We start from the raw sequence: 17250 nt of genomic DNA, 5'->3' as shown, positions 1-17250 counted from the left end.
AGGGGCGTAGCCAAGCGGTAAGGCAGCGGGTTTTGATCCCGTCATGCGTTGGTTCGAATCCAGCCGCCCCTGCCATTAATTTTAGTGTTAATGGTTTGATTTAAAACGATTAACATATCCCCCGTTTTGCAGGGGCGTAGCCAAGCGGTAAGGCAGCGGGTTTTGATCCCGTCATGCGTTGGTTCGAATCCAGCCGCCCCTGCCATTAAACATAAAAAAACCAGCCTAGGCTGGTTTTTTGCTTTCTAACACCTTAGTCGCTACCTACAGCGTAACGCGCAACTAAGGTTTTTAGTAAGCGATTCCGTGATACAACGCTAAGCGCCAGCTGACGCAATTTCCGTATTGGCGCTAGCGTATTGCCAAACGCCTGATAGAAACCATCCATTGCAGTCATCATTAACAAGTTAGCCGGCTTGCGTTTACGCTGATAGGTTAACAACAATTTAGCCGCGCCAATGTCAGTTTTATTTTGCCAAGCGCTAACAATTAATGCCGTTAACTGCTTAGCATCAGCAAAACCCAAATTTACACCCTGCCCAGCTAAGGGGTTAATGGTATGTGCCGCATCACCCGCTAACACCACGCGCCCTGCGTAATATTGATTAGCATCCATACGCGCTAATGGAAACCAGCTGCTAGCAACCACCTCAACCTGCCCTAGTTGCTCAGGAAAGGCTTTTAACAGCTCCTGCGTCAATTGGGAGCGGTTTAGTGCTGCAAGCTGCTTAATGCGTGGCGCAGCGTCATACCAAACTATAGACGCTTGCTTACCCGGTAGCGGTAAAAAGGCTTTAGGCCCCGTGCTAGTAAATTGCTGCCAAGTAACATCTTGTTGCTGGTAAGCAGTATTCACTAACGCCACTAAACAGGATTGCTGATATTGCCAGCCGTTAGTGCCAATACCCGCTAACTGCCGTAGTTGTGAATTGCCGCCATCAGCAGCAATTACTAAACTGCTGCTAAGCACCTCACCGTTATTGAGTGTAATAATCGCCTCGCTAGCGGTTTGCTGTAACTTAGTTACCAACGCTGGGCAAAATTGTGTAACGTTCGCAGCAAATTGCTGCCACAGTGCTAGCTTTAGTAAATTGTTTTCAACAATATGGCCTAAATGGCTGCGCTTAATATCTTTGGCAGCAAAGGTAACAATGCTATGGGGCTGTTCAAAGGCTTGTAAACGTTGATAAGGGCATAAGCGCATTTGCTCAAGAGCTTGCCATGCACCTAAGTGCCTAAGCCACGCTTCGCTGGCTAAGTTAATTGATGACACCCGTAGCTCCGGTGCACTGGCAGCATTAAATTCTGCTGGCGCTTGCTGTTCTACTAATGCTACCCGCAGGCCGGCCTGACTTAACGCTAGCGCTATTGCCGCGCCAACCATACCACCGCCAACCACGCTGACATCAAATTGCTGTACTGTATTATCTATAGTCATACATTTAATTCACTGTGCTAGTTGCTGCTATTGTACGCCAAGCTAACAATAAAACGAAAACCTGACGCCTTATCATGGCAACCACTAAGTTTTTTTCACATTAAGCGTTGACGACAGCGCAAAAATACGGCATTTTCGCGCCCTGTTTGGCAAGTGTCCTAACTGATGCTAGCCTATTGGTTTTATTTCTGCTGGAGATAACTAATGCGTAATGTAACTGTTGCTGCAACACAAATGATTGGTGGCTGGGATGTTGAACAAAACATTCAGCGCGCTGAACGCTTAGTGCGTGATGCGGTTAGTAAAGGTGCACAAATTGTTCTATTACAAGAGCTATTTGAACGTAATTATTTTTGTCAGAAACAAAAGCCTGACTATTTAGATTTTGCTACCTCGGTAGCCGACAACCCTGCAGTAAAGCATTTTACTAAAATTGCCAAAGAGCTAAACGTGGTATTACCAATCAGTATTTATGAGCGTGCTGGCCACTGCTTATATAACACAGTGGTTATTTTAGATGCCGATGGCAGTAATTTAGGTATTTACCGTAAAAGCCATATTCCTGATGGCCCAGGCTACAGTGAAAAATATTACTTCACCCCTGGCGATACCGGCTTTAAAGTATTCGATACTAAATATGCCAAAATTGGCGTGGGTATTTGCTGGGATCAATGGTTTCCAGAATGTGCACGTAGCATGGCATTAATGGGCGCAGAGTTGTTATTCTACCCAACCGCTATTGGTACTGAGCCACACGACTCCACAATTAATTCAAGTGGCCATTGGCAGCGCACCCAGCAAGGTCATGCCGCTGCTAACGTTACGCCGCTAATTGCTTCGAACCGTATTGGTACAGAAACCGAAGGCGATTATTCTATTACCTTTTATGGCTGCTCGTTTATTGCTGATGAATCAGGCGAGAAAGTACAAGAAGCGGGCCGCACCGAAGAAGAAGTATTAGTGCATACCTTTGATTTAGACGCTATTGCCGCTACCCGTCGTGCTTGGGGCGTGTTCCGTGACCGTCGCATTGACTTATATGGCGCAGTGCTAACCAAAGATGGCGAAACTAAACAACCTAAAACGCAAGGTAATAACTAAATGGCCTATAGTAATTTAGCTAATACGCCACGCGCTGATGGCTTTAGCATGCCAGCCGAATGGGTTAAGCATAAACAAACCTGGATGATTTGGCCCGAGCGCACCGATAACTGGCGCTTAGGCGCAAAACCCGCACAGCAAGCCTTTGTTGCCGTTATTAAAGCTATTGCTCAGTTTGAGCCAGTTTCAGTAGGTGTTTCTGCCACGCAGTATGCCAACGCCGTAGCGCAACTAACCGATACCGGCAGTAATTTTGCTATTCGGGTAGTAGAAATTGCCAATAATGACTCTTGGTGTCGCGACACCGGCCCGACTTTTGTTAGCAATAGCAACGGTGAAGTACGCGGTATCGACTGGGCGTTTAACGCTTGGGGCGGTTTAAATGGCGGTTTATATTTCCCTTGGGATAAAGACGATCAAGTTGCCAGTAAAATTTTAGGTATTGAACAATTGCCACGCTATCGCACCGATAACTTTGTGTTAGAGGGCGGCGCTATTCACGTTGATGGCGAAGGCACCTTACTGACTACTGAAGCCTGTTTGTTAAATGCCAACCGCAACCCAAATTTAAGTCGTGAGCAAATTGAGCAGCAAATGCGTGATTATTTAGGTATCGACAAAGTGCTGTGGTTAGAGCAAGGCATTTTTAATGATGAAACCGATGATCATATCGACAATATGGCCTGCTTTGTTAAACCAGGCGAAGTGGTATTGGCCTGGACTGATGATCAAAATGATCCGCAGTACGCACGCTCTAAAGCCGCATTAGATTACTTAGAAGCCAGCACTGATGCTAAAGGCCGTAAAATTATTGTGCACAAGCTGCCACAGCCTGCGCCAATTATTGCCACCGCTGACGAGTACGCAACAGTAGATGATTCTATGATGGCAAAACCACGCGAAGCCAATAGTCGCTTAGCCGGCTCTTACGTTAATTTTTACTTATGTAACGGTGGCTTAATTATGCCTACGTTTGATGATCCTAACGATAAAGTCGCGGCAGACCTATTACAAAAGCTGTATCCAGAGCATAAAGTAGTTAGCGTGCCTGGCCGTGAAATATTATTAGGTGGCGGCAACATTCACTGTATTACCCAACAGCAGCCATTAGGTTCAATGTAACAGATGAAGGTTAGAACTCCGTCTTGGTTGTCACAGAGTGTCTGAGGGAACGCGTTAGCGTTACCGAGTTGCTGTGACAAGCCAAAACGGATGTTGTAACCGTTATGGTTACAGCATCCGTTTTAACTTAAACCTCTAATAAATGCAGATATAAACCATGGCCAAAGCCTGCGCTTTACATATACTGGTAAAAACCCGCGAACAAGCCGATAAGCTAAAGCAGCAACTGGCCAAGGGTGCCGATTTTGGCAAATTAGCTAAGCAGCACTCTACCTGCCCGTCGGGCAAGAAAGGTGGCGATTTAGGCGAGTTTAGACAAGGCCAAATGGTGAAAGCCTTTGACGATGCCGTATTTAAAGGCGCTGTACTTGAAGTAATAGGCCCGGTGAAAACCCAGTTTGGTTTTCACCTAATTAAAACTTTATATCGCAGTTAAGTTATTCAACTTAGGTAAAGTCTTAGCCTTTACCTAAAGCCTTGCTTCGCAGCTTGGCTTTCTCATTACCCCGCCTAACCGGCTTTTTAACACCACTATTATTTCTCGCTTGAGCTTGCTCAGGTGAAACATAGCTAGGGTCATGCTCATAGCCTGCCAGCACAGTGGCGGTAATTACCTGCTGAATTATGCGCTCAATATCTTGCAAGGCTTTAGTTTCTTCAGGTGTAATTAGCGTTAAGGCTACACCAGTATTACCCGCCCTACCGGTACGACCAATACGGTGTACATAATCCTCCGCGACCTGCGGCAAGTCGTAATTCACCACATAAGGTAGTTCGCTAATATCTAAACCACGTGCGGCAATATCGGTTGCCACCAAAATGCGTACCTTACCGGCTTTAAAATCGGCTAAGGCTTTGGTACGAGCGCCCTGGCTTTTATCGCCATGAATGGCTGCACTTTTTAAACCGTCCTTCTCTAGCTGCTTAGCTAAGCGATCAGCGCCATGCTTAGTGCGAACAAACACTAATACTTGCGGCCAATTATTTTTACCAATGACATGGCTTAATAATTCACGTTTTCGATGCCTATCAACTAAATACGCCAACTGCTGTACGCTATCGGCCGTGGCATTGGTTGCCGCCACTTCAATTAACTGCGGGCTATTTAGCAACTCATCAGCCAGTTGTTTTATCTCGGTAGAATAAGTAGCTGAAAATAATAATGTCTGACGCTTTGGCGGCAGCTTGGCCATAATCCGTTTAATATCGACAACAAAGCCCATATCCAGCATACGGTCGGCTTCATCTAGCACTAATACTTCAAGCGCCGATAAGTCGATGGTTTTTTGATGCAAATGGTCAATCAATCGCCCAGGCGTTGCAACCAAGATATCTAGCCCTTGTGCCGCATCGTCGTATTGTGGCCGAATAGATACACCGCCATAAAACACCGCTGAGCGCGTGGTTAAATACTGGCTATATTTACGCACATTGTCATACACTTGCTGCGCTAACTCACGGGTAGGCGTTAATACCAATACCCGAACTTGGCTTGCTGCTACGACTTTTGGCGCATTGAGCATTTGTTGCAGCAAAGGTAAAGTGAAAGCGGCAGTTTTACCGGTGCCGGTTTGCGCACCGGCCAGCACATCTTTACCGGCCAAAATTACCGGTATACTTTGCAACTGCACTGGCGTTGGCGACGTATAGCCTTGCTCTGTCAGCACACGTAAAATAGGCGTAGCTAACGCGAGAGATTGAAATGACATTAAAATTCCTGTTTTGCGCGACGTTTTTTGCGCCAGCCATTGTACAAAAACAATGCGCATCGCGCTATCAAGGCCGCATTATAGCAGAACAGCCACTGAGGCAGTTAGCCCTGTGAGTTGCTGGTATTTATATATGGTACAAACCGCTGCTGGCCAGCTGTATACCGGCATTAGCACTGACCCCGTAAGGCGCTTGCGCCAGCATAGTGGTGATTTGGTTGGCGGAGCTAAAGCATTGCGAGGTAAAGGCCCGTTAACATTGGTATATCAGCAAGCCATGCCAGATCGAAGTGAAGCCAGTAAAGCAGAGTATAAACTTAAAAAACTGCCTAAAGCGGCAAAATTAGCACTGTGGCAAAGTGCCTCAGCAAGTGAGATATAATGGAAAACTTTTTCTTTATTTTGGCCTATTTGGCCATCGGCGCACTACTACGTCGCTTACCTACCATGCCAGAAAACAGTGGTATAGCACTGAATATGTATGTGCTCTATGTAGCTTTACCGGCGCTGATTTTAAAAAATGTCCCTCAATTACAATTTTCTGCAGAGTTACTTATCCCGGCGGTGACACCTTGGGTATTATTGGTGGCAGTGGTTGCGGTAGTTTTAGGCCTTAGCAAAGTTTTCAATTGGTCTCGTGAAGTAACCGGCGCGTTATTAATTATTTTACCCTTGGGCAATACCTCGTTTTTAGGCTTTCCTATGACCGAAGCCTTGTTTGGCGCTGATGCCATGCCCTATGCGGTGATCTACGATCAAGTTGGCTCGTTTATCGCTTTAGCCATCTACGTTACTATTATTGCTGCACTTTATAGCCCGAATGCTGCACGGCCAAGCGTAAAAGGTATCACGCTAAAAATTGTTACCTTCCCGTCTTTTATTGCCTTAGTTATAGGCTTGTTTTTTCTTGGTAAGTCATACCCACCGTTTTTCAGCCAACTAATTGATAACTTGGCAATAACTTTAGTGCCAGTGGTAATGATTGCCGTGGGCTTTGCTTTAACGATTAAATTTAGTAAAAGCGAAATATCGCCACTAATTAGCGCGCTTGGTATTAAGTTGGTGATGATGCCTGCTTTAGCCGCACTATTATGGTTTAGCTTTGGCCAAAGCGGTGTTGCGGTAGATGTGAGCATATTTCAAGCAGCAATGCCGCCCATGATCTCGGCAGGTGCCATTGCTATTATGGCCGGCTTAGCACCACGATTGGTTAGCGGTATTATTGGTCTAGGTATCTTGCTTGGTTTAGCTAGCTTACCAATAGTGTTTTGGTTACTACCGTTATAATATTAAGCCGCATTTTAGCTAGCGGCTTAACTGTCGGATCCGCTTTCGCTAGCGGTTGGCTTTAACCGCCCAGCTTTTTTTAGCGCTTCATTAAGTAAATATTCTATTTGGCTGTTAACACTGCGAAACTCATCATCTGCAAAGCGCTGTAAGGCGCTAAGCAGTGTTTCATCAATACGTAAGGCAAAGGCTTTTTTGGCCACAACGGCTCCCTACTAATATAAACTACCGGCATTTACTATCGGCTGCACATGGTGATCACCACATAATACCACCAGTAAATTGCTTACCATTGCCGCTTTACGCTCATCATCTAACTCAACCACTTTACGTTCAGACAAGCGCTGTAAAGCGGTTTCAACCATGCCAACTGCACCTTCAACAATTTGCTGACGTGCAGCAATAATGGCTGCGGCTTGTTGGCGTTGTAACATAGCGCTAGCAATTTCAGGCGCATAGGCTAAATGGCTAATACGCGCTTCTAATACCTGTACACCGGCTTTATTTAAACGGGCTTGTATTTCCGTTTTTAAAAGTTCAGTTACTTCATCAGTGCTGCTGCGTAAACTAATGGCATGATCATTACCGGCATCATAAGCGTAGCTTGATGCCAGATGGCGAATTGCTGATTCACTTTGAATGCTAACAAAATTTTCATAGTTATCTACTTCAAATACCGCTTCGGCGCTATCGACCACTTTCCACACTACTACTGCGGCTATTTCTACTGGGTTACCGGCGTTGTCATTCACTTTCATTTTATTGCTTTCAAAGTTGCGTACCCGCAGCGACACTTTACGTTTGCTGTATAACGGGTTTGACCAACGCAGACCATTATTTAAATCGGTGCCAATATAACGGCCAAATAACTGCATTACCGCGGCCTGATTAGGCTGCACCATATAAAAACCAAACCAACAGATAAACACCACAATAGCGAGCAATAACGCCACTAACTTTAGTGCCGCAGGCAAAACGGCTACACCAGCAACAGTGGCTATTTGTAGTAAAAACAGCATGCCGATCATACCAAAACCTGCTCTGCTGTTAATCATGCGCTCTTTTAACATTAGCAAACACCCTATAGTGATATTATTTTGATATCAAAATAGCATATTGTTAAAAAAGTGCAATAGTATTACAAGGCAGTAAAATAAAACGGTTATAGTGGGGAGTTGTCTGGCGGTTACTAAAAATAACGAGCGGCTGCAGCACAGCCGCTATCAATAAAGGTTTAAACCTCGCCGATCATCTTACGCAGTACATAATGTAAAATACCGCCGTGTTGGTAATAAGCTAGCTCATTACCGGTATCAATGCGGCAATAAACGTCAAGCTCTTGCTTAGCACCATCAGCATAGGTAATAACCAGTTTTACTTTATCCTTTACAGTTAACTGGTTAAGCCCCAGCAAGGTAAAGGTTTCTTCGCCCGTCAGTTGTAGCGTTTTACGATCAGTACCCGCAGGGAACTGCAGCGGTAGCACCCCCATACCAATTAGGTTGGAACGGTGAATACGTTCAAACGATTCAGCCAGTACCGCTCGCACACCTAACATTAGCGTGCCCTTTGCGGCCCAGTCGCGTGATGAGCCAGTGCCGTATTCTTTGCCTGCCACCACGATTAATGGCTGCTGTTTTTGTTGGTAGCGAACCGCAGCATCGAATATAGGCATTTGTTCACCGGACGGATAATGTGTTGTTACCCCCCCTTCCGAGCCTGGCGCCATTTCATTACGAATACGTACGTTAGCAAAGGTACCGCGCACCATAACTTCGTGGTTGCCACGTCGAGAACCATAAGAGTTAAAGTGCTCTTGCTTAACACCTTGCTGTTGTAAATAAGCGCCAGCTGGGCTATTTGCTTTAATTGAGCCAGCAGGCGATATATGGTCGGTAGTTACAGAATCACCCAACAAGGCCAACATCCGCGCGTCAACTATATCGATTATCGGTTTTGGCTTGCGGGTTAACCCCTGAAAAAAGTCAGGATGGCGAATATAGGTCGATTCTGGCCAAGCATAAGTTTTAGCTTTAGGCACTTCTATAGCTTGCCAGCTAGCATCGCCATCAAACACATGGCCATACTCTTGACTAAACATACTGCTTTGCACCTTGGCGACCTCGCGGGCAATAGCTTGGTTATCAGGCCAGATATCTTTTAAATATACATCTTGCCCTTGGCGATCTTTACCCAGCGGTTGGCTTGTCAGGTCAATATTAGTAGTACCCGCTAACGCATAAGCTACCACTAACGGTGGCGATGCCAGCCAATTTGATTTTACTAATGGGTGGATGCGGCCTTCAAAATTACGGTTACCCGACAGTACCGCTGAGACGTTTAAATCAGCCTTATTAATGATGTCTTCGATGGGTTTAGCTAACGGGCCAGAGTTACCAATACAGGTAGTACAGCCATAACCAACTAAATAAAAACCGAGCTGCTCTAACGGCTGCATTAAACCGGCTTGTTGCAAATAACGGGTAACGACTTTCGAGCCCGGTGCTAATGAGCTTTTAACCCAAGGCTGGCGTTTAAGGCCTTTGGCCACCGCATTTTTTGCTAATAAACCGGCGGCCATTAATACGCTAGGGTTAGAGGTGTTAGTACAAGAAGTAATAGCTGCAATAACCACTGCATGATCATTTAGCTGTAAGCGTTGGCCATCAAGTTCAAAGTTGCGTTCAACCGCTGCGGGCTGCTTTTGGCCACCACCTTCATTTAACAACTCAGCTTCGCGTGCTTTGCTGGCCGGTTCTAGCGCCATAATATCGTCACAGTGGCGCTTTAATTCGCTTAACGTTACTTTATCTTGTGGCCGTTTTGGCCCAGCTAGTGAGGCTTCAACGGTACTAAGATCTAAGCGCAGCGTATCGGTAAATATGGGGGTATTGTCTTTTTGTCGCCAAAAGCCTTGGCTTTGCGCATAGGTTTTTACTCTATCTATTAACTCAGCGTCACGGCCGGTTAGTACAAGGTAATCTAAGGTAATTTGGTCTATCGGAAAAAAGCCACAGGTTGCACCATACTCCGGCGCCATATTAGCAATGGTAGCGCGATCAGCCAGTGCCAATTGATCTAAACCTTCACCAAAAAACTCAACAAATTTACCGACTACCCCGTGTTTGCGTAATATTTGCGTAACGGTAAGCACTAAGTCAGTAGCTGTAATACCGGGCTGTAATTTGCCGGTAAATTCAAAACCAACTACTTCGGGAATAATCATTGATACCGGCTGGCCAAGCATTGCCGCTTCCGCTTCAATACCGCCGACCCCCCACCCTAAAATACCTAAGGCATTGATCATAGTGGTGTGTGAGTCGGTGCCAACTAAGGTATCTGGGTAAGCGAGTACACCGTCATCGGTATGTTCAGCCCAAATAGATTGGCCAAGATATTCTAAGTTTACCTGATGGCAAATGCCGGTGCCTGGCGGTACTACGCGAAAATTACGAAATGCGTTTGCACCCCAACGTAAAAATGCGTAACGCTCATGGTTGCGCTGCATTTCTATCTCAACGTTTTCGCTAAATGCCTGCTCGGTGGCATAGCGGTCAACCATTACCGAGTGGTCAATCACTAAAGCAACGGGTGACAGTGGGTTTATCTTAGTCGCATCTTCACCAAGCGCGGCTACTGCCGCCCGCATAGCCGCTAAATCGACCACGGCGGGCACACCGGTAAAGTCTTGCATTAATACGCGTGCTGGACGAAAAGCAATTTCACGCTCTGAACTACCGGTTTTTTGCCAATCAACCAGCGCCTGAATATCTTCGGTAGTTACAGTGTCGCCATCCAAATTGCGTAATAAGTTTTCAAGCAATACCTTAAGTGAAAACGGTAAGCGACTAATATCACCAAACTGGTTCGCTGCTTTGTGCAGACTGTAAATTCGATAATGCTCCTGGTTTACTTGCAGCTGATCTATAAAGGGGTTTGGTTTGGTCATCATTTACCTCGTACTAATTAACTATTTACTTGTTAGTAAAAGAGTATAGTTCATCCGAACCGCAGTACGAAGATTAAAAAGCAGGCAACAACATTGAATAGCGCAGCAACAAAGTGCTGCTGCGCAAAATACGATTAAAACCAATATAACGAAATATAGTTAAACTTAGCGCTGTTAAATTAGCGTGATTTTGGCAAACTTTCGTTTACCTACTTGATAGATATCGGTACTACCTTTGCTAATTTCCAGTTTACTATCTTCAACCTTGGTTTCACCATTTAGCTTAACGGCACCTTGTTTTATCATGCGAATTGCTTCTGAGGTGCTATCTACCAAACCCGCTTGTTTTAATAAGTTAGCAATTAACATGCTATCGCCATCACTACTAACGGTCAGCTCAGGAATATCGTCTGGTAGCGCATTTTTACTAAAACGTTGGGTAAAATCGTCATGCGCTGCCTGTGCCGCCGCTTCAGAATGAAAACGGGCAATAATTTCTTTGGCTAGCAGAATTTTGATATCACGAGGATTAGCCCCCGCTACCACTTGTTGCTTTAACTGCGCGATATCTTCTAGCGGACGGAAACTAAGCAAATCATAGTAGCGCCACATTAGCTCATCAGATATCGACATAATTTTACCAAACATATCATTTGGTGCGTCAGTTATACCTACGTAGTTACCGAGCGACTTCGACATTTTCTGCACGCCGTCTAAGCCTTCTAGCAACGGCACCATCATTACAGTTTGCGGGCGCTGGCCCTCATCTTTTTGCAGTTCACGCCCCATCAGCAAGTTAAAGCGCTGATCGGTACCACCCATTTCAACATCGGCTTTAAGTGCTACTGAATCCCAGCCTTGTACTAACGGGTATAAAAACTCGTGTATGGCAATAGACTGATTATTGGCATACCGCTTTTTGAAATCATCACGCTCGAGCATACGAGCAACGGTTTGCCGTGCTGCGAGCTTGATCATTCCCGCAGCGCCTAACTCGTTCATCCATTCTGAGTTAAATGCTACCCGCGTTTTTGCCGGGTCAAGAATTTTAAATACCTGCTCTTTATACGTTTCAGCGTTAGCTAATACTTCGTCACGCGTTAATGGCTTGCGGGTAATATTTTTACCACTTGGGTCGCCAATTAAACCGGTAAAGTCACCAATAAGAAAAATAACCTCGTGGCCTAACTGCTGAAAGGCGCGTAATTTATTAATAAGCACGGTATGACCAAGATGTAAATCGGGTGCGGTCGGATCAAAGCCTGCCTTTATTTTTAAGGGCTTACCTTCCTTTAATTTGGTAATTAGCTCTTCTTCAAGCAGAATTTCCTCGCAGCCGCGTTTTAATTCAGCTAAAGCTAGTTGCCAATCCGCCATTTTAGTCTCCTGATTTTTTATCTGATTATACTAACAAGCCGTATTCTATAGCATGTTCAGCCTGGACGAAACGCACAAAAGTCTGGTGTCAGGCAAAAAAACGGTATATGCTCGCTTTTTATGCATTCTCTGGGATTAGACAGGTCTTATGCGTCAATTAGTTACAAAAATTCCCACAAAACACCGCATTTTAATTGCGGCAACTTCGGTGTTTTTATCCGTTATTTTATTATTACCGTCTGAGCAAGCATCTGCGTCTAAAGGCAGCAAGAACGATAGCTTAGAAATTGGTAAGCGCTACAGCGTTAATACACAACAAAACGACGATGAAGGTATGCTCGATCAAGAGTTAGCCATTGCCGAATTACCGGCATTGCCTGAGGAAGACGTGTCATTAACGTGGTCGGTGCTACAAGTACAAAAAGGTGACGTGTTGTCTGCCTTATTCAAAAAAGCCAACGTTAGCCAACAAGTGATGCTAGACGTGCTAGCACTGGGCAGTCATGTAAAAACTCTGACTAAATTATTCCCAGGCGACCAGCTTGAGTTTGGCTTAAATGCTAATGGTGAATTTCAAGAGTTGCGTTATTCATTAAACCATTTAACGACGTTACGCGTTAGCCGTGATAGCGAAGATAACTTTGTTGCTGAAGAGCTGAAAAAGGAAGTCGAACTACGCAGCCAATTTGCTAACGCTGAAATTCGCAGCAACTTTTGGAGCGCGGGTATAGAGGCAGGTTTAACCGAATCGCAAATTATGAGCCTAGCTGGTATTTTTGGTTGGGATATCGACTTTGGTTTAGATATTCGCGCCGGCGATAGCTTTAGCGTACTTTACGAAACCCAATACGTTGACGGCGAGTTTATTAGTAACGGCAATATTGTTGCGGCACAATTTCAAAACCAAGGGCATTTATACCAAGCGGTGCGCCATAGCGACGGCAATTATTATAAACCCGATGGTGCCAGTATGCGCCAAGCGTTTTTAAGAGCACCAGTTAGCTTTCAATATGTTAGTTCTAACTTTAATCCTCGCCGTTTGCACCCCGTATTAAAAACTGTGCGCGCACACAACGGCGTCGACTATGTTGCTCCAGTAGGTACGCCTATTATGGCTGCCGGTGATGGCAGAGTTATTGCTTCTGCATACAGCAACTTAAACGGTAACTATGTTTTTGTGCAGCATGCTAATAATATCGTCACTAAATATCTGCATTTATCTAAGCGCCTAGTAGCCAAAGGTGACAAGGTGCGTCAAAGCCAAGCTATAGGCCGTTTAGGTTCTACTGGCCGAGTAACCGGCGCACACTTGCATTACGAGTTTGTTGTCGATGGGGTACACCGTAACCCAAGAACAATAAAGTTGCCGCAAGCGACACCGCTGCAAGGTAAAGAAAAAGACCTATTTAGCGCGCAGGCGCAACAAGCAATAGCACAACTGCAAACAAATGAGCGGGTATTGCTAGCAAAAACAGCTCCGAACGATGCACTTGCCGCGCCGTAACATTATCTCAACACAAAAAACACCAATAAAAAGCCCGCTACAGTAAGCGGGCTTTCTACATCTAGGTATCAACTACCACTAAGTAAATGTTGTGCTATTTGCTGGCTAAGCTGCTGCACTCCTTGCGCTAAGGCTGCCACTAAAGCGGGATAACCATCATCAGCTAACGGTTGACGAATAACAAAGGGTACTGTGCCAAGTTGATTACTAAACGCAAAGCTGCCACTGATAAGAGCTTGGCCATTAACATCGCTATAGAACTGTTCTAATTGCACGCTTACTCGCAGCGTATCAGGCAAGGGCTGAAATACGGCAATATAACCAGGTGCTAGCAGTTGCAACCGATTGCGTAACTGCCGCTGCAATTGCTGATCTAGCGCTTCGGCCCAAATATGTTGCCTGGCCACTACTAGCTCAACATCAGACACTTGCAACACTAAACCGCGACCATTTAAGTAACTGGCAACCTGTATCGGTTCAATATAAAACGCTTTTAACGACGCCGCACTGGGCGGGGCTGTAACTGCAGGCACAGGTAGCTGATAATACGTTATTGCTTGCTTAGTACTGCAAGCGCTTAGTGATAAAAGCAGAGCTAAGGTTAGTAATCTCATGGTTTTGCTCTCTTCGGTTCTGGATCTGTGGCGGTACTAGCATCAAATATTAAGGCATTACTTTGTTGGTTGAGTGTTTGCAATACCGGCTGTAACTCTCGCAGTACCTGATCCAATGTTTGTAAATTGCCATTCAATCGATCGTACGCCGGCGCACCTGGGCTTAAGCCGGCTAACATACGCTGTAAATCCTGTAAACTTTGCTGCAACTGCGCAGGCAACTGCTGCATTTGCGCACTACCAATAAAAGCCTCTAGCTGTGCAATCATCTTATTGGCATTTTGCATCATAGCTTCAGTGCTTTGCATAGTTCGTTCACTTTGCACTAGTAATTGCTCTACCGGCAGGTTGTTAATTTTATCTAGCGCCATTAACACTTTTTGTTCAATATTGCTCAAACCACTACGTGCGGTAGGTAGCATCGCATAACCCGCACTTTGGCTTAAAACCAAACGCTGAGTTTGCTGGCTGGTATCAATATTTGGATCTTGATTTATATCTAAATCGATATAAAGCGCACCAGTAAGCAAATTACCCGTTTTAAGCGTGCCATGCATACCTCGAGCTACGGCTTTATCAAGTTCGACCCGTAATTGAGCTAGTGTAAGGTTTTCGTACAGTCGGCCCACCTCGATGCGGATCAAGATCGGAATGCCCTGTTGCTGCGATATTTCAAAGGGTTTATCAACGGCAAAGAAAAAGGGTACCCGTGTCACCGTGCCTACTCTAACACCGCGATATTCAACTGGTGCACCGGCTTTCAGCCCCCGCACCGATTCATCAAAAAACAATAGGTACTCAACAAATTCGCTGTATAGGCCATCCTGAATACTTTGTTTGTTCGGAAATAACTGGAACTCAGTGCCGTCTTTAATTGCTCTACCTGGTTGCCAGCCTTGCATTACGTCAAAGCTAACACCTCCGCTTAATAGCGTAGTAGCAGAGCCGACATCAACCTGTAAACCTTCGGCTGATAAATCAACAGAGAAACCACTACTAAGCCAAAAGCGCACATTTTCTGAAACCAACACATCAAACGGCTCGCGAATATACAGCCGATACAAGGTGCGCCGCGCAGATAAATCAAACTCACTTTGCTCGACAGTACCAACCTCATAACCTCGGTATAATACGGGATCGCCAACCGCTAACCCTCCCGACTCTGCGGTGCTAAGTTGAACGCGAATACCGGGTGCATCAGCAGGCGCAACCGGCGGTGTATCAAGTAACTGGTGTTGTAATTGCGGCTCTTCAGAATCACCGGGTTGCAATTCAATATATACACCGGAGAGCAACGTGTTTAAACCGGTAATACCTCCGCGGCCTACCTGGGGTTTTACTACCCAAAACTGCGAGTCGGCATTTAGCAGTGCCGTTATCGCCGGCTTCATGCGGGCTTTAACAATAACCTGCTTTAAGTCATCACTAAGCTCAACAGAAACCACCTGACCTACGTCAACACTGCGGCTTTTAATTTGAGTTTTACCAGCAACGATACCCTCAGCATCAGAGGTGTAAAGTGTCAGTAACGCACCCTGCTGCTGATAATGGTTATATAGCATCCACAAACCTATAAGCACGGCAGCAACCGGTACTACCCAAATAGGCGACCACTGCTTGATAGGGCTTACCTTTGCACTATGTTGTTGCGTCAAAATGGACTTCCTTTTGTTCAGTCAACGGATCCCACAATAACCTGGGGTCAAAACTCACTGCAGCTAACATGGTTAAAATAACCACCGCGGCAAACACTAAAGCGCCAATACCCGGATAAACACTCATAATTAAATCAAACCGTACTAACGCCGCCATTATAGCCACTACCAATACGTCTACCATTGACCAACGCCCTACCCAGTCAACCAGCTTATACACTTGAGTGGAATAGCGCTGACGCCGGTAAATAGGCAAACGAGTTAAATAACACAGCCAAAACATAATAACTACTTTAGCCACCGGCACAATTACGCTAGCAATCAAAATAATGATGGCAACCGGATAAGCACCATCACGCCACATTAGCAGCAGCCCACTGATAATAGTAGAATCGACGGTTTCACCAAAAGATACCGTACGCATAATAGGCAGCAAATTTGCCGGTATGTACAATAAAGTTGCTGCTAACAATAAGGCGATCGCATTTTGAATACTGGCCGGTTGGCGCAACCGCACCTTAGTATTGCAGCGGCTGCATTGATTTTGGCTTAACGGCACCAACGCGGTGCATACCTGACATAATTTTACCTGTTGCCTTAACCCTGTTCTGCCTGGGCGTAACGCGAAAGGTAATTCTGGATAAGGGGCAATTTTTGACCATAGCTCTCGTCGGTCAATAACCTGAAATGCACGTAAATGCAGCAAGCAAAACAAACAAAATGCCCAAAAACTTAAGCCAAGTGAAATATCTGCATCGGCTACTAGTTTAACAAAACTAATAATTAGCCCCATTAAAAAGATATCAACCATACTCCATGGTTTAAGCATGTAAAGCAGCCGCGCTACCCAAGTAAGCGCCGGTAACGGGTATATCAAACCTAATTTAAGGTAGATCACAGCCGCCATACAGGTGGCCGGAATGGCCTGAATAAATAACCAAATTAAAATAGCCAACCACTGATGATGTTGCTTAAAAAGTACTGATGAGGTATCGAAGAAATTCATTTCATTACTGTTGCCAGCAGCATACATGCTAACAAACGGAAATAAGTTCGCTAACAACAACATAAATAATGCAGCGCCGGCATATAACACTGGGCGTAATACAGGCTGTTCGTGCTTAGCATCTAAATGGTGGCCACAACGCTGACAACAGGCTTTCTCACCTGCATTTAATAACGGTAAGTGCTGTACTAGATCGCAATAGCCACACAACGCCATGTCTGCGGGCACAGATAGCGGTTCTGCTAGTGTTGCAGAGCCAGCAAATTCGGTAATCACACTTTCAGCAGAGGTCACGATTTAAGCTTACCCGCAAGTAGACAATGAGATGAAGTTTGCAGTACAGATTTAAATTCTAACAGAGTATAAATGCAAAAACCCGCTAAAGCGTTAACTTTAGCGGGTTGTCTATATATGGTGGACGCAGGAGGATTCGAACCTCCGACCGCTCGGTTCGTAGCCGAGTACTCTATCCAGCTGAGCTATGCGTC

At 45.3% G+C, this 17250-nt stretch carries 15 protein-coding genes and 2 tRNA genes; 8 read left to right on the top strand and 9 right to left on the bottom strand.

What is annotated here, in order from left to right; translation table 11 throughout:
- Both MN199_RS11630 and MN199_RS11625 read left to right on the top strand, forming a co-directional pair.
- Window positions 1-75 (top strand) — tRNA-Gln (locus tag MN199_RS11630).
- 55 nt (window positions 76-130) lie between these two features.
- Window positions 131-205 (top strand) — tRNA-Gln (locus tag MN199_RS11625).
- Between the two features lie 48 nt (window positions 206-253).
- Here MN199_RS11625 and MN199_RS11620 read toward each other — a convergent pair.
- Window positions 254-1438 (bottom strand): FAD-dependent oxidoreductase, encoded by a 1185-nt coding sequence (locus MN199_RS11620; RefSeq protein WP_335739519.1) that lies wholly within the window; start codon window positions 1436-1438, stop codon window positions 254-256.
- 204 nt (window positions 1439-1642) lie between these two features.
- On the opposite strand from MN199_RS11620, the gene aguB reads away from it, so the two are divergent.
- From aguB to ppiC, 3 genes are all read left to right on the top strand, one after another.
- Window positions 1643-2539, top strand: a complete 897-nt coding sequence (gene aguB / locus MN199_RS11615; RefSeq protein WP_132584668.1) for an N-carbamoylputrescine amidase — start codon at window positions 1643-1645, stop codon at window positions 2537-2539.
- Window positions 2540-3661 (top strand): agmatine deiminase, encoded by a 1122-nt coding sequence (aguA, locus tag MN199_RS11610; RefSeq protein ID WP_335739518.1) that lies wholly within the window; start codon window positions 2540-2542, stop codon window positions 3659-3661.
- A gap of 157 nt (window positions 3662-3818) precedes the next feature.
- Window positions 3819-4097 (top strand): peptidylprolyl isomerase PpiC, encoded by a 279-nt coding sequence (gene ppiC, locus MN199_RS11605; RefSeq protein WP_335739517.1) that lies wholly within the window; start codon window positions 3819-3821, stop codon window positions 4095-4097.
- A gap of 22 nt (window positions 4098-4119) precedes the next feature.
- Here ppiC and MN199_RS11600 read toward each other — a convergent pair whose 3' ends face one another.
- A complete protein-coding gene (locus MN199_RS11600) occupies window positions 4120-5370 on the bottom strand; it encodes a DEAD/DEAH box helicase (RefSeq protein ID WP_335739516.1) in 1251 nt (416 codons plus the stop codon).
- 52 nt (window positions 5371-5422) lie between these two features.
- Between MN199_RS11600 and MN199_RS11595 the strand changes: the two genes are divergently transcribed.
- Window positions 5423-5752, top strand: a complete 330-nt coding sequence (locus MN199_RS11595; protein ID WP_335739515.1) for a GIY-YIG nuclease family protein — start codon at window positions 5423-5425, stop codon at window positions 5750-5752.
- Window positions 5752-6657, top strand: a complete 906-nt coding sequence (locus MN199_RS11590) for an AEC family transporter (protein ID WP_335739514.1) — start codon at window positions 5752-5754, stop codon at window positions 6655-6657. Before MN199_RS11595 ends, MN199_RS11590 begins: the two co-directional genes overlap by 1 nt.
- 26 nt (window positions 6658-6683) lie before the next feature.
- Here the strand turns inward: MN199_RS11590 and MN199_RS11585 are convergent, their stop codons facing one another.
- From MN199_RS11585 to tyrS, 4 genes are all read right to left on the bottom strand, one after another.
- The gene (locus MN199_RS11585; RefSeq protein ID WP_335739513.1) at window positions 6684-6860 is read right to left on the bottom strand and encodes a type II toxin-antitoxin system antitoxin; all 177 of its coding nucleotides are present in this window, start codon (window positions 6858-6860) and stop codon (window positions 6684-6686) included.
- Window positions 6861-6872: 12 nt separating this feature from the next.
- Entirely contained in the window at window positions 6873-7727 is an 855-nt protein-coding gene (locus tag MN199_RS11580) for an SPFH domain-containing protein (RefSeq protein WP_335739512.1), read from the bottom strand.
- A 164-nt stretch (window positions 7728-7891) separates the two neighbouring features.
- Window positions 7892-10606 carry an aconitate hydratase AcnA gene (acnA, locus tag MN199_RS11575; RefSeq protein WP_335739549.1) on the bottom strand — a complete coding sequence of 905 codons (2715 nt, stop codon included), beginning with the start codon at window positions 10604-10606 and terminating at the stop codon, window positions 7892-7894.
- Between the two features lie 174 nt (window positions 10607-10780).
- Window positions 10781-11983, bottom strand: a complete 1203-nt coding sequence (tyrS, locus tag MN199_RS11570) for a tyrosine--tRNA ligase (RefSeq protein WP_132584688.1) — start codon at window positions 11981-11983, stop codon at window positions 10781-10783.
- Window positions 11984-12131: 148 nt separating this feature from the next.
- Here tyrS and MN199_RS11565 point away from each other — a divergent pair, with 148 nt between their 5' ends.
- A complete protein-coding gene (locus tag MN199_RS11565) occupies window positions 12132-13487 on the top strand; it encodes a peptidoglycan DD-metalloendopeptidase family protein (RefSeq protein ID WP_335739511.1) in 1356 nt (451 codons plus the stop codon).
- A gap of 68 nt (window positions 13488-13555) precedes the next feature.
- On the opposite strand, the gene MN199_RS11560 is transcribed toward MN199_RS11565, so the two are convergent.
- The 3 genes from MN199_RS11560 to MN199_RS11550 are packed head-to-tail and all read right to left on the bottom strand — an operon-like array spanning window position 13556 to window position 17056.
- Window positions 13556-14101, bottom strand: a complete 546-nt coding sequence (locus MN199_RS11560; protein WP_132584692.1) for a PqiC family protein — start codon at window positions 14099-14101, stop codon at window positions 13556-13558.
- Window positions 14098-15756, bottom strand: a complete 1659-nt coding sequence (pqiB, locus tag MN199_RS11555; RefSeq protein ID WP_335739510.1) for an intermembrane transport protein PqiB — start codon at window positions 15754-15756, stop codon at window positions 14098-14100. Before pqiB ends, MN199_RS11560 begins: the two co-directional genes overlap by 4 nt.
- The gene (locus MN199_RS11550; protein ID WP_335739509.1) at window positions 15740-17056 is read right to left on the bottom strand and encodes a PqiA/YebS family transporter subunit; all 1317 of its coding nucleotides are present in this window, start codon (window positions 17054-17056) and stop codon (window positions 15740-15742) included. The genes pqiB and MN199_RS11550 overlap by 17 nt, the downstream gene beginning before the upstream one ends.
- Window positions 17057-17250: the final 194 nt, after the last annotated feature.

It is taken from the genome of Rheinheimera metallidurans (assembly GCF_036983985.1).
GTDB classification, from domain to species: Bacteria; Pseudomonadota; Gammaproteobacteria; order Enterobacterales; family Alteromonadaceae; genus Alishewanella; species Alishewanella metallidurans.
This window is presented reverse-complemented; position numbering and strand designations above follow the sequence as displayed.